Genomic DNA, 13,868 nt, shown 5'->3' with positions numbered 1-13,868 from the left:
GTACATAATCTCTTGAATTCTCACCTAATCTTAAAATGTCATGACTATTTCAATTTCGCCTTAAAACGGATATAGGATGAATTTTTTGCAAGGTCTGGCCCATCCTCCCTTTTTATTTACCCGTTCTAGTGTTTGGATGAACCTCTTTTTTGCCGCTCCTTTACCCAGTTAATCATCCCGCCTTTTAATAACACATCAACCTGGCGTTGAGATAACGCATGGTTTACTTCAATAGTGAGGTTTTTGTTTTTGACACGGATAGTCAGTTCATTACCTTGTTTAATGCTCGTTCTCACATTCTCCAATTGAAGGACATCTCCTTGGTCCAGATGTTCATAATCTTCCTGATGCTTAAACGTTAACGGGAGGATGCCAAAGTTCACGAGATTTTGCCAGTGAATGCGTGCAAAATCCTTCACTAATGCCACTCGAAGTCCTAAATATCTAGGTGCGAGCGCAGCGTGCTCCCGGCTGGAGCCTTGTCCATAGTTAATACCGCCCACAATAGCATGCCCGCCTTTAACGACGGATTCCATTGCTCGCGGATAATACGTATGGTCAATGATTTCAAATGCAAATTTGCTGATTTCAGGCAGATTGCTTCTATAAGGGAGCACACGGGCTCCCCCGGCTAAAATTTCGTCTGTCGAGATGTTGTCGCCCATCTTTAGCAATACAGGTATTTCCATCTGATCCGGAAGCTCATCCATAGCCGGGATAGACGCAACGTTCGGTCCTTTATATAGCGCAACCTTTTTTGCTTCTTCAAATGGGAGGGGGGCATCGAGCAGTGTGTCATCAATTGTTGGATTTTTCGGTTCTTTCACTTTTGGATAAGTCATTTCAAATGTTCTTGGATCAGTAATTTCCCCCGTCAAGGCGGAAATCGCGGCTGTTTCCGGGCTGCATAAGAACACACTATCCTCCTGAGTACCGGATCGCCCAGGAAAGTTTCTCGGGGTCGTACGCAGGCTGTTTCTTCCTGTAGCAGGAGCCTGACCCATGCCGATACAGCCATTGCACCCTGCTTGATGTAACCGGGCACCGGCTTGAAGAAGGCTTGCTATATGACTCTCCTTCACCAAATCAGTCAGCATTTGCCTGGAAGTCGGATTAATATCGAATGAGACGCCTGCCGCGACCTTTTTCCCTTTTACAATTTCTGCCGCAATGGCAAAATCACGGAAACCCGGATTAGCCGATGAGCCGATATAAGACTGATAAATCGGTGTTCCGGCAACTTCTGATACAGGAACTACATTGCCTGGGCTGGAAGGTTTGGCAATAAGCGGCTCCAACTCGGATAAATTGATTTCTTCTTCCAAATCGTACGTTGCTCCTTTATCCGCTTTTAGTTCTATCCAATCATCTTCCCTTCCCTGCTCTGTCAAGAAACGCCTGATTTCCTGGTCGGATGGAAAAACGGTAGAGGTCGCCCCTAATTCCGCCCCCATATTCGCTATAACATGCCGGTCCATCGCACTTAACTCATCCAAGCCCGGACCGTAATATTCAATGACCTTGCCAACTCCCCCTTTTACGTCATGCCGGCGAAGCAATTCAAGAATCACATCCTTCGCGCTGACCCAATCCGGTAATTTTCCAGTCAACTTGATACCCCACACTTGAGGCATTTTTACGTAAAAAGGTTCTCCGGCTATTGCAAGAGCAACATCCATTCCACCCGCTCCCATAGCAAGCATTCCCATGCACCCATTGGCACAAGTGTGACTATCCGAACCGAGCAACGTTTTTCCCGGCTTGGCCAAACGTTGCATATGAACAGGATGGCTTACCCCGTTGCCCGGCCGGCTATAATACAGACCAAATCGACGAGTGGCGCTTTGCAAAAATAAATGGTCATCGGCATTTTTGTTATCAACCTGTATGACGTTATGATCGACATACTGGGCGGATGCTTCCGTTTTTGCCCGATCGAGTCCCATTGCCTCAAGCTCCAGCATCACCATCGTACCAGTCGCATCTTGAGTAAGGGTTTGATCAATCTTCAAGCCGATTTCTGTGCCCGGAACCATTTCACCGGATACAAGATGTGATTGAATTAATTTCTGGGTAATATTTAATGGCATCTATTTTCCTCCTGTACAAAGCTTAAAATCCATGCTTTCCATTTATGTTTGTTAATTCAGCAAGGAAATATACACCAATCCTGATGATGAAGCGATATACAATCATTTAAGGAAAAAGCCCTGTCTCTTTGATTCTCCAGGAATCTCTTTCTTCAAAAAGGAGCCGAACAAAATTGGATGAAACCGAAATAAAAAGGGGAGAATAGCTCATAATACTTTTCCCTGATCACTTCTCTCAACAGCATACTTTGGTAAAAGAACAAACGTGTATGTTCCGCCAGATGCGGCAATGGCAGTGACAGTGTCCCATTCTTTTCAGTTTCTGACTTTTCATTCCTCTTGATCTTTATTTTAAAAGTTTGAAACCTTACATGATGCGATTACGTAGTAGTGTAGCAACTTTAATTAGAAAGGATGATAGCAACATGATAATCGTGACGACAGAAAATATAGCCAACTATAAAATTGTTGAAATGAAAGGTCCTGTATTTGGCATAACAGTAAGGGCAAGGGGAATTGGAAAAGACATTGTTGCATCATTTAAGGGTTTATTAGGAGGAGAAATCAGCCAGTATACAGAAATGCTTGAAGACGCAAGAAAACAGGCCATAGACCGAATGGTAGAAAACGCCAAAGCCATGGAAGCCAATGCTGTAACGATGATGCGCTTTGATTCGGGAGAAATCGGCCAAAACATGAGTGAAATCATTGCATATGGTACAGCAGTAGTTATAGAAAAGGCTTAGTCTCGTGAAGTGGATTATTGGATTTTACGGCATTCAAATATTGCTATTTATCGCGATAATAATCATTTCTTGGCTCATTTGGGATAAACGTTTCAAACGTAAACACGGGCGGGAAGTTCCTAAAGGCTTTATTCCAACGAATGAGGTAAACATCGATCCGACTACCAAGAAAAAATTAATTGTTTATTACAATCCTGATACTGGCGAGCGCTTTTATAAAGAGGAAGATTAACAAACCGGCGCAGTGTTACCGATACTTCTGGAGGAAACTGCCCCTGATCGGCGCTTCCACCGGGCTTGGGGCCTCATATGACTCTTTATTGGACTGTTTTTGTCATTCCAGAATTTCTTTCGGGCGCCTTGAAAAAATCCAGTATGTGCTCCCCCCAACAATGTTATAACTTGGGATTAATGAATGTTTTAGAGGGGAGCTAGTCAGCTTTGAATCATTCCGACCATTCATTCCGTACAATGAATATTTTTCACCCTGCCTAATCGGCAGCCCGGCAGCCGGAAGATTTGCAATTGATATCCTTATAGTATGCGGAATTATTTCATCATAATAAAGCATGAACAGGTATCTTTCCGTTCACGCCTTTTAAAAGTCTATTTTTTTGACCGTTTATTCCTAAAAAGTGGCAGCTTTTTCAAATAAATAATGTCATCACGAGTAGCTGCATTACCTTCCGCCAAAATTGCCGCTCTGGCCACAACTTGGCCGCCAGCCTTTTCAACCAGCTCCTCCAGGCCACGAATAGACTGCCCGGTACTGATGACATCATCAATAATGGCTACCCGCTTATTTTTTATGTGCTCGACATCATTGGTGTCGAGACATAAGACTTGCTTTTTCTGGGTTGTAATGGATACCACCTCATTGACCAAAGGAGTTTCCATATACGGCTTGATGCTTTTTCGCGCAACAACATATTGCTTCATGCCAAGTTGTTTAGATACCTCATATACAAGCGGTATCCCCTTTGCCTCCGCTGTGACAAGCACGTCTACTTCGGGGAGCTTGTCCGCTAGTAAAGGCGCGGTATAAGCGACCAGCTCCGTGTCGCCCAAAATGACAAAACTGGCAATGCTCAGCTCATCTGAAATCGAAACGATCGGCAGTTCTCTTTGGATAGCGCCAATCACCAATGTATAAGTTTCCATTTACATCCCCCTTAAAAAACCGAATAATCCAATGAGAAATTGAATGATCAAACCGGCAAGCATGCCAAGAAAAGGATCCGTGATCGCTGTGACAACCATCGTGATTCCGCCAATTAATCCTGAAGCAGGCTCACCTGTTGAAAAAGCTGTGCCGGCATTGCCGGGAAATGTGACAATCGCACCCAACACGAACAAAAATCCGGCAATTGAAGAACTTGGAACAAATTTACCGATCTTGGGAAGAAGTCCGGCAAATAAAATGATGGCCATGAGTGACATCATCAATACACCTGACCCAACCGGATGCGGCGCGCTTGCAGTGGCGGAAATAACTACTTCAACTGGCGCTCCGCCAAAGAAAGCAGAAGCCATGTCGGCCAAGCTGCTTATAACAGTTAACACATCGACGTTTACATCGGTTTGGGCAATCTCCCCGTTAATCTTGCCAAATGCGATATTCGCCCCAATATTTAAACAAACCATAGCCAAAGCGCCGCGTATGACCATTGGATTGATCACCAGTTTTTGGCGCGTAATTTTTTCCTCCAAAACGGCCTGGATACCTTCCTTACCATCTTTCGGAAGAAAAAGATAGACAATACTTGAGAGAATGACCGATATGGTGATCGTATAAACGAGGTCTTTTGTTGCCATGTATACAATGAGCGCACTGGCAAAAGATGTAATCCCAACCATTTTATCATTTCTGGCCATTTCCCATGCGACTTTTGATAGCATGATCCCAACACCTGCCATCATCCCTGCCGTAATAACCGGACCAATCCAATCTATAATTTTTTCAAGCAAGCCAAATAATCCAATGGGAACCATGATCAGCGCTCCGAAAAACACCATCGATAGCCGTTCCCGCATATTTCTGCCCATTGTCCCAGCCAATGTTATCGTTTCAGCCTGGTAAGAAATCACCGGAACCGAGCCCATGATTGCGTTTCCTCCGGCTCCGACGACAAAAGCCAGCGCCGTTGGAACAGAAGCAAACCCAAAAGTCATGGCGAGAAGCCCCTGAGGAAGTCCATTTAGTACTACGCTAAGTGCGGCCAAGATGTCTTTAAGTATGTCCATTCTACACTCCGTTTCTAACAACGAATGAATCATTCGCTGATTTTTTTATAAAAAATCCCCTTAAACACGAACATTATCTAATTAACATTAATTATTGTACGTGTTTATCGAGAAATTTCAAGTGTTTTATTCGAAGTTTCAACATTTAGTTTTTTGTTTAAAATTGGAACAAACTGAAGAAAATCTATATGCGTCTAAACAAAAAGAGACTCTTCTGACCTTCCTTGAAAAATGCGAAGTGTCCTATCCAGTGTGGATTGCACTCCGTCTTTTTTTAAAAATAAATAAAAAAGCTTGTAGAGAAAAACACCTACTTTCTCTACAAGCTGGCCCTCTTACTATCTATAGAAGGTACTTACATCCACCATAGCCCCTTTAAACTTCTGAGAGCAGGCTCCTTTCCCACTCCGATTCAAGTCTCACTTTTGGAACCGGAGTTGGCCTTCCATTTTCGTCAATGGCGACCATCGTGATCGTAGAGGTCGTCGTCAACCGCCTTTCATCTGTTTCCAAATGGAGGCATTCCACTTTTACATACACTTTCATTGAAGTAGTTCCCACTGAAAGAACAAAAGCTTCCAACGTCAATATGTCCCCCACTTTTGCCGAAGACAAAAAGTTTACCGTGTTAATGGACGCGGTGACAACTGCTTTTTTGGAATGTTTCATTGCAGCAATCGCAGCGATTTCATCAATATACGCCAGGACGGTTCCTCCGAAAATGGTGCCCATATGGTTCGTATCAGGCGGAAGGACAAGCTTTGTCTGAATCGTCCTTGATACATTTGAAGAAATTTCTTTTTGCATAAGAACTTCTCCTTCCCGTTGATCATTTTGGCTAGTTTGCTCTGTAAAGCAAGGTTTCATGATTTTTTCTCATGAACCTTTTAAATCATAGTACACGATCGTGCATCTGACAACCTCCATAAGCGATCATGATGCAATGCCTTTTTCTTGTCATATGTTCCAATAAAAGAGATAATAAAATTGTGAAAATATCAAATATTTATGGAGGGAATGGAATGTATAAACTTATTTTAAGACATCCAGGACCGACTCCGATTCCAAAAAAAGTGAATATGGCGATGAGCCAGGATATCATTAGCCACCGAAGCCCGGAATTCATCAAACTATTTCGGGAAACAACAGCACGCATCAAACCGCTATTTGGAACAGAACAGGACGTTTTACTTCTTGCCGCCAGCGGCACGGCCGCTTTGGAAGCCGCAGCTGTCAATGCTGTTTCACCAGGTGAAAAGGTTGTTGTCATTTCCATTGGCGCATTTGGTGATTACTTTGCTGCTATCTGTGAGAAATACGGATTCGATGTGCATAAGCTGCAAAAAACATGGGGCGAGGCTTGTACGCCGGAAGAGTTGGAAGCTTTTCTAAAACCGTTAAACAATATTAAGGCTGTTTTTGCTACATACTGCGAAACATCGACAGGCGTATTGAATCCAATCGAAGATTTGGCAAAAATCGTGAAGAAAAACACGGATGCCTTATTTATTGTGGACGGAGTGAGCTGTATCGGCGCTGTTCCCGCCAAAATGGATGAATGGGGAATTGATATTTTGGCAACCGGATCACAAAAAGCCCTCATGCTGCCACCCGGACTGGCCTTAATTTCGGTAAGCGAGCAAGCGTGGAAAGCGATTGAAAACAATCAAACCCCTGTCTATTATCTGAACCTATTAACGTACCGTGATTGGTTTGAACAGGGAATGACCCCGAATACATCAGCCGTTACCCTTATTTACGGTTTGTCAGCTGTATGCGACTTAATCGAGGAAGAAACGTTCGCCAGAACGGTCGAAAGGCATGAATTAATGAAAAAGATGGTGAAAGAAGCGATGAATGCTCTTGATATAGACCTGTTGGCAAGCGAACCATTTATGTCGCCAACGGTTACGGCAATCCGCACACCAAAATATTTGGATTTGGAGCAATTTTTACAATTGCTCAAACAAAAATATCACTTGGATTTTGCCGGCGGCTTGGGAAGCTTGCAAGGACAGATCTTCCGGTTTGGCCATATGGGATATTGCTTCCCTGCGGATGTTTTAGAAGCTGTTTCCCTTATGGAAGCCGGTTTAAAAGAGCTTTCATATCCGTTTGAAATGGGAGCAGGCGTCAAAGCAGCGGCTGATACCCTTTCTGCAACAAAGGCGGATATTCAAGTGAAAATCTAAAGTAAATCTTCAATCAGTGGGACGAGGCTTACCAGACAAGGACGCGCAAGCGCCACCACATATGTACGTTCTTCGTCTGCCCCATTGTTAAGAAAACAAGACAAAGGCCTCGTTGCAATCTCCTTGAAATTTGCGGTACTTGCGAGGATTTCCTTGTCTTGCTGCTTTACTTGCAATCATACTTCCTGTACGTCGCAGCTCCTTAGTGATTTATCCTTGAAAACATTGCGGTTGTGGCATTTCCGGAGTTTTTTCTTGTCTGGCCGGCCCGATCCCCCGCGAAAATACCCGGATAGAAAAGGAGGGGCTGGAACATAAGTTGAAAGCTGATTCATATTCGTACAAATCGTGAGAATAAAACCGCGTGAAATCAAGGGGTAACCACCAGGTTCTAACCTTGATTCCATGCGGTTCATTTCATTTTTACCGTGTTGTGTCCCTGCCCTATTTCCCCAACAATTTTTTCAGGAAAATCTGTTCCCACTTTTTCCACGGAATCATGTTTTTTAAAAAGAGAGTCGTTTTTACCCCTTTGCCGACAGGATACCTAAGCCTGCCGGCCTCCTTGCTCATACAAAGATCGGCAATGAGAGAAGCGACGATTTGCGGATCTTCATACTTGGCTTCCCCTTTTTCCAGTTCATGTAAAATCGCCTTCTTAAAAAATGAATAAGGCGACGATTCCACTAGCGAATTTCGGGCAATTGTTTTACCCGTTGACCAGATCGAGGTTTTGAATGATCCTGGTTCAATCAGGAACACATCAATGCCAAACGGCTTTACCTCCATGCGCAAACATTCTGTCCATCCTTCTAATGCATGCTTGGATGCCACATACGGTGAAAGCCCCGGAAAACCGACTTTACCCGAAATGCTGCTTATATTGATGATGGTTCCCTTCTTCCGAGCTCTCATCGCTGGAAGAAAGGCTTGGGTAACGGCAATGAGACCAAAAAAATTCGTTTCAAATTGCTCTTTGTATTCTTCCAAACTCACTTCCTCGCAAAATCCCCCCATTGCAAAACCCGCGTTATTAATAAGAATGTCAACAGGGGGCAGATCGTTCAATAAATCAGGAAAGCCATTCGGACGGGTTACGTCCAATTGAACGATGTTTACCCGGTCTTCCATTTGATGCATGCTGCATAAACTTTTCAGCTTCTCCGCTTTCTCCAAATTTCTCATGGATGCGATGACTTGGCATCCCCGTTTTGCCAGTTCAACAGCCGCGAGCATTCCAAACCCGCTGGCGGAACCGGTAATAAACACTGTTTGTTTTTCCATGTCATTTCTCCATTTGCAACATGTCTTGAATAGATCCCCACACAGTCCACGGATATGTGTGAGGAGGAAAGCTCTCTAACCGCATCACTTCTTTTTTTACGGGATGTACAAATTTCAAGGAATAAGCCCATAAAGCAATTTGCTGTCCCGGCCTGTTCACCTGCGACCCATATTTCTGATCTCCATAAAGGGGAAAGCCTGAAGCGGAAAGCTGGACGCGAATCTGATGGGAGCGGCCCGTGTGGAGCTTGACAGACAATAGGCTTAATTTGTCCCGCTGGGCCACCGTTTGATATTCCAACACGGCTTTCTTGCCGCTTTTATGATCCTGAGAGACCGTTTGAACGACGTTCTTGCGGTTGTTTTTGGATAAATAATGTTCCAATAATGCCGCTTTTTTTCGGGGAGTTCCCCGGACAACAGCTATATACTTTCTCTCTATCTCATTCTTTCGCAAGGAATCCGCCAGCCTGGATGCGGACTTCGACGTCTTGGCAAACACCATCACGCCCCCTACAGGCCGGTCTAGTCGATGAACCAAGCCAAGATAGACATTTCCCGGTTTTTGATAACGAATTTTAAGATCTTTTTTTAAAAGTGACAATACATCCGGATCCCCGCTTGCATCTTCCTGTACAGGGACATTCACCGGCTTCTCCACAACAAGCAGATGGTTGTCCTCATATAAAATTGGTATTTCCATATTATCCGATACCCTTCAGTAAAATGATATGTTCATTGTATCGCAGTTTAATGCTTATCGAAACTCCTCCAATCCGGTAACATTGACAATCCATGGCTTCAACGCTGCTACTTCTACACAATGAACATGCCCGCCTGTTCCTTTAAATTCGGGCATGTATACTAATTCGTAATGAGGCTTCCCTTCTTCATCGACCTCCTCCTTTGTCCAATTCAGCTTCATCACAAAAGAATCCTGATATCGTTGTAAGGCCTTGCCAAAATGATCGGGAATGTTTTCAACTAAGTGGGTGAAACGATCATGTAGATAATCCGTCGCAAACCATTCGCATAACTTTCCCGAATATGCGCTCACAATAATGGTAAGATACTCCCCTTCTACCTGAACATCTTTTTCAAAACGATCAAAAGTAAAACAATACGCATGCGGCGGCAACTCTTCACCTTCCTCGTCGAATTCAATCAGGACATGATCCTCCCCCCTGAGTTTAAACATATGTTGCGCATCCGGATATTGGCTGTACAAAAGCTTGAGAGCAGATTGAAAAGCTTCCTCTTCCGTAATCCTCACACCATTTTCTCTATCGCTTGTGATCATTTGTTTAAGCATGCCGTTAGAATCAGTTATAAGCTTTACCGCGCCTTCTACCACTGTATCAAGATCCATTAACTCATCAAACTCATATTCTCGTAAAAAATGCTCCTTGGGAAAATCGCTCCATACTTCCAATTTCCCTTCAGGCGTATCACTTTCTGTTATTTTATCCATCGTTTCAACGCCTGCCATGGCATATATCGAGGATTGTACTGGTGGCATTTGCGGGAGGGATTGAAATGGAAAACAAACATCGCCAAAATCAGCCAATGTCGTTTGGTTGCCATCCATCTTCACATCAATTCCCGTTGTATGAAGAAAGTCATAAACAAGCTTAAATTCCCCGTCACCATCCACATAAACTTTTTCGTCAAAGCGCATGATCTTTAATAATGGTTGAATATTGGTTAAAAACCGTTCACGCGCAACCTCTTCTGACAGCACTCGATCGGGATAAACGATCAAGAATTCATCCATTTCATTTACCATATCCATGATGACGCCATTTTTATAAACCGAAAATGATATACCCGAATTAGGCAGTTCAAGTCCAAATCGTTCATCTTTACGGACATAATCAAATAAGTAAAAAATGTCAAGGTCGAAGATCGAGGACAAATGTAAGAGTGAGAAGGATTCAGGAAAAAAATCATGCGAAAATCTCTCAATAAGCTTCCGAATCTCTTCCTTAGACATAGATGCTTCCGGAATGTCCTCTTCTTCAAAATCAAATTCCGAAAACATTTTTAAACATCCGTCTTCAGTCAATACGACCTCACCCGCAACTTGTTGACTGTCCACAAATATTAATTTGTATGTGTTTTGATCATATTCTGTAGGTTTTGCAACCAGGCTTTCTTCTTTATTCGCTACTATATAGGGCCGCAATTTCGCAACTATCTTTTCCATCATAAGCCTCCTGGCAATATCTTTATTTTTTCCAGCGCGGGGCGGTCTTCCGGGACATAATAAAACCCGCTTTCAACCCAGGGGATTCTCTCCAAATGAAACGGGCTGCTCTGGAAAAAATGATCAATTTCCACCTTTAGAGTGTTGTCACGCAGCCCATGAGTCTTTGACTCATTATAGCTATTCATAAACTGATGATATTCATCATCCTTTAAAAGCCGTTTCATTTTTGCTGTAAAGTCTTCAGGGAGAAACATGGTGTCCAGCTCACACAAAAATGCGATACATCATTTATTATAAACGATAGAGCTCTCTCGTAAATATGTATATCACCGGATTTTTACTGATCGAATTGTTTGAAAAAATGTTATATAACAAGTTGAAAATATTAAATATGTGCTATAATACCAATATATTTGAAAATTTGTTGAATTGGGAGGGCTTCATCGTGTATGTTCCGCTACTTTTAACACAATTTTTAGACCGCGCCGTAAAACTATATGGCAGTAAAACAGCAGTGATTGATGATGAACGGGTTTTCACTTACTCCGAGTTGAATGAAAGGATAAACCGCCTTTCTCACGGGCTAAAAGATCTGGGTGTGGAAAAGGGCGACAAGGTTGCCTACCTTGCACCAAACACCCTGGAAATGCTCGAAGGCTTCTATGGTGTGTTCCAACTTGGTGCGATTACCGTCCCCCTGAACATTCGGCTTAAGCCGGATGATTATTTGTTTATTTTAAACCATAGTGAAAGCAAGGTATTATTTGTTGACTGGGAGTTGTATGGGCTCATCGGTTCGGTCCGTAGTCAACTGAATCTGGAACAAATTATTGTCCATGGCGGCAACAAGATCAAACTCGAAGAAAATGATCTAGATTATGATGAGTGGGTCGGCCAATTTCCGGCAGAGCCGTTTCCACGTGAAGATATAGATGAAAAAGACATCGCCAGCCTTCTGTACACGAGCGGAACGACCGGCAATCCAAAAGGTGTTATGCTCACCCATCGCAGCAATTACATACATGCCCTTCAAGTCATGCATCATTTGCGGGTAAGTGACCGAGACGTATTGCTCCACGTATTGCCCATGTTCCATGTTAATGGATGGGGATCACCATTTTATTACACAGCAAACGGAGCTACTCAAGTGATGTTAAGAAAGACACGACCGGACGTCATTTACGAAAAATTGCAAAAGCATGGCGTGAATGTGATGCATATGGCGCCCACGGTACTAAACTCTCTTCTGCATTATTATGATGAAAATAAAGTGGAGATCGGACAAGATGTAAGGGTTGTCATTGCCGGGTCAGCCCCGCCGCCTTCGTTTGTCACCCGCGTTGAGGAAGACTTGGGCTGGGAATTTATCCATGTCTACGGATTGACGGAAACATCGCCCTTGCTCACCACCTCCATCATTCGTGCTCAACATTTGGATGAGCCAAAAGAAGTTCAATATCGAATGAAATCCAAAGCCGGTTACCAAATGATGTGCACTGATGTGAAAGTGGTGAATGAGCAAGGTGAAGAAGTGAAACATAACGGCATGGAAATCGGCGAAATCATCGTCAGAACGAACGGTGTGATGGAAGGTTATTGGAAAAATGAAGAAGCTACGAATGCCGTCATCAAAAACGGTTGGTTTCATACTGGTGACATGGGCATTGTCGATTATAACGGCAATATTGAAATTGTCGATCGGAAAAAAGATGTCATCATCAGCGGAGGCGAAAATATTTCTTCCATAGAAGTGGAAGGAGTTTTATATGAACATCCAGCAATTGTTGAGGCTGCCGTCATTGCGATTCCTCATGAAAAATGGGGCGAAACCCCACATGCTATTGTCGTTGTTCGCGATGGCCAAACCGTAACGGAAACCGAAATCATTACCTTCGCCAGAGAAAGGCTTGCCCATTTTAAAGCGCCTACATCTGTCAGTTTCGTAAAAGAATTACCCAAGACTGCTTCGGGAAAAATTCTAAAAGTGAATTTGCGAAAAGAATATTGGCAAAGCAAAAGCAAGCTCGTCAACTAGACATTCAGTTTGGTACGCTCAATCGATCAGGCGGACAATCATTCTCCTCCGCCTGATTGTTCGCTTGCGGGCTGCCGTCACTTTCTGGAAGATGGGCCACTCCCCACTTCCCGTACAACGGTTCAAAGCCTCTTAGTGATCACAGGTTTTATAGAAAGTCGTTTAACACGAATACGCCGCTCTTTTTCCGACCTAACAGCTTTGCTTGAGCGCGCCGAAGTACCACCCTTGTTACATTTTTACCTGGCGTTCTTTTCTAAAAGAGATAAAGTGTTTGATGACAAAAAGGACGCATTCTTTAAGATTTCGTTTCCCTACTTTGAACCAGTAGTTCAAAGGCTCTGTTTTGTGTACACAGAGTAAACGGGATAAGTCTGTCCTTTTTTAATAATCTTCATGTCATATGCTAAATATGTAATGTCTAGAAAGGCGGATTGTTCTGCCTTTCTTTCTTTTTGCCTTATTTTCCTTCCTTTGTTAAACAATAGGCGGGTTTATTTGTTGATGGCTTTTCATACCCATAAGTGAATAAGGATGGGTCTTCAAACAATACTGGTTCCAATTTTATCAAAATAATAGAGATTCAGATTTGAAACATTGGTCGAGCATGTTCCAGGATTCAGATAGCAAATATTAAAAAAGCGAGATTAGACTATTCTCAAGCTCTTGCATAATCTAACCGTTTGAAGAAACAGAAGTCGTTAAAGCGCAAGAGATATTAGCTGAATTTCTCCTAATTCAAACTACCCTTACTGAAAACCGCAACGGGTTTTGTGGAAACCCACAATGTGGTTTTGCGGTAAATTCGTGAAAAAGTGAATTATAATGTATTGGGAATCACATTTTACATATGAGAAGGAGGTCATATTGATTTTACCAAACAGAACTGGTTGAGATAGCCATGGATAGAGGCTAGCTATTAAAAAAAAGGGGGCGTTAAACAAGAGAGTTGCTGTCGTATGAAATATTTGTTGAAAGAAGCTTATTTAATAGGTGATGAGGAGATTCAATGAATTCCTGAACTACGAACATATATTGTTAATAAAATAGAATTTTGATACCTATTGA

Annotated in this window: 12 protein-coding genes; 4 read left to right on the top strand and 8 right to left on the bottom strand. The window is 42.9% G+C overall.

Annotated features, from left to right (window positions below):
* Positions 1-125: 125 nt before the first annotated feature.
* Positions 126-2,090 carry an aconitate hydratase gene (locus tag NST31_RS19480; protein ID WP_077110497.1) on the bottom strand — a complete coding sequence of 655 codons (1,965 nt, stop codon included), beginning with the start codon at positions 2,088-2,090 and terminating at the stop codon, positions 126-128.
* Between the two features lie 425 nt (positions 2,091-2,515).
* Between NST31_RS19480 and NST31_RS19475 the strand changes: the two genes are divergently transcribed.
* The gene (locus tag NST31_RS19475; RefSeq protein ID WP_077110495.1) at positions 2,516-2,836 is read left to right on the top strand and encodes a YbjQ family protein; all 321 of its coding nucleotides are present in this window, start codon (positions 2,516-2,518) and stop codon (positions 2,834-2,836) included.
* Positions 2,837-2,840: 4 nt separating this feature from the next.
* Positions 2,841-3,068 (top strand): hypothetical protein, encoded by a 228-nt coding sequence (locus NST31_RS19470; protein ID WP_077110493.1) that lies wholly within the window; start codon positions 2,841-2,843, stop codon positions 3,066-3,068.
* 374 nt (positions 3,069-3,442) lie between these two features.
* Here NST31_RS19470 and NST31_RS19465 read toward each other — a convergent pair whose 3' ends face one another.
* The 3 genes from NST31_RS19465 to NST31_RS19455 all read right to left on the bottom strand — a co-directional run bounded on the left by NST31_RS19465 (position 3,443) and on the right by NST31_RS19455 (position 5,887).
* A complete protein-coding gene (locus NST31_RS19465) occupies positions 3,443-3,997 on the bottom strand; it encodes a phosphoribosyltransferase family protein (RefSeq protein ID WP_077110489.1) in 555 nt (184 codons plus the stop codon).
* On the bottom strand, positions 3,998-5,080 hold the full coding sequence (locus tag NST31_RS19460) for an NCS2 family permease (protein ID WP_339162753.1): 1,083 nt from the start codon (positions 5,078-5,080) through the stop codon (positions 3,998-4,000). It abuts the gene before it with no gap.
* A gap of 375 nt (positions 5,081-5,455) precedes the next feature.
* Entirely contained in the window at positions 5,456-5,887 is a 432-nt protein-coding gene (locus NST31_RS19455; RefSeq protein ID WP_077110485.1) for an acyl-CoA thioesterase, read from the bottom strand.
* Between the two features lie 215 nt (positions 5,888-6,102).
* On the opposite strand from NST31_RS19455, the gene NST31_RS19450 reads away from it, so the two are divergent.
* Positions 6,103-7,272, top strand: a complete 1,170-nt coding sequence (locus NST31_RS19450) for an alanine--glyoxylate aminotransferase family protein (protein WP_077110483.1) — start codon at positions 6,103-6,105, stop codon at positions 7,270-7,272.
* Between the two features lie 444 nt (positions 7,273-7,716).
* Here the strand turns inward: NST31_RS19450 and NST31_RS19445 are convergent, their stop codons facing one another.
* From NST31_RS19445 to NST31_RS19430, 4 genes are read right to left on the bottom strand one after another with little or no spacing between them, the layout of a single operon-like run.
* The gene (locus NST31_RS19445) at positions 7,717-8,556 is read right to left on the bottom strand and encodes an SDR family oxidoreductase (protein ID WP_077110479.1); all 840 of its coding nucleotides are present in this window, start codon (positions 8,554-8,556) and stop codon (positions 7,717-7,719) included.
* Between the two features lies 1 nt (position 8,557).
* Positions 8,558-9,259, bottom strand: coding sequence for an RluA family pseudouridine synthase (locus NST31_RS19440; RefSeq protein WP_077110477.1), 702 nt, complete (start codon positions 9,257-9,259; stop codon positions 8,558-8,560).
* Between the two features lie 54 nt (positions 9,260-9,313).
* Positions 9,314-10,765 (bottom strand): hypothetical protein, encoded by a 1,452-nt coding sequence (locus NST31_RS19435; protein WP_205179936.1) that lies wholly within the window; start codon positions 10,763-10,765, stop codon positions 9,314-9,316.
* Positions 10,762-11,019, bottom strand: coding sequence for a hypothetical protein (locus tag NST31_RS19430; protein WP_077110473.1), 258 nt, complete (start codon positions 11,017-11,019; stop codon positions 10,762-10,764). Before NST31_RS19430 ends, NST31_RS19435 begins: the two co-directional genes overlap by 4 nt.
* 191 nt (positions 11,020-11,210) lie before the next feature.
* Between NST31_RS19430 and NST31_RS19425 the strand changes: the two genes are divergently transcribed.
* The gene (locus NST31_RS19425; protein ID WP_077110710.1) at positions 11,211-12,800 is read left to right on the top strand and encodes a long-chain-fatty-acid--CoA ligase; all 1,590 of its coding nucleotides are present in this window, start codon (positions 11,211-11,213) and stop codon (positions 12,798-12,800) included.
* Positions 12,801-13,868 lie beyond the last annotated feature (1,068 nt).

Source organism: Siminovitchia sp. FSL W7-1587, from assembly GCF_037963795.1.
Taxonomy (GTDB): Bacteria; Bacillota; Bacilli; order Bacillales; family Bacillaceae_C; genus Siminovitchia; species Siminovitchia thermophila.
Note: the sequence above shows the minus strand (reverse complement) of the source record. Positions and strands in the feature narration are given on the sequence as shown.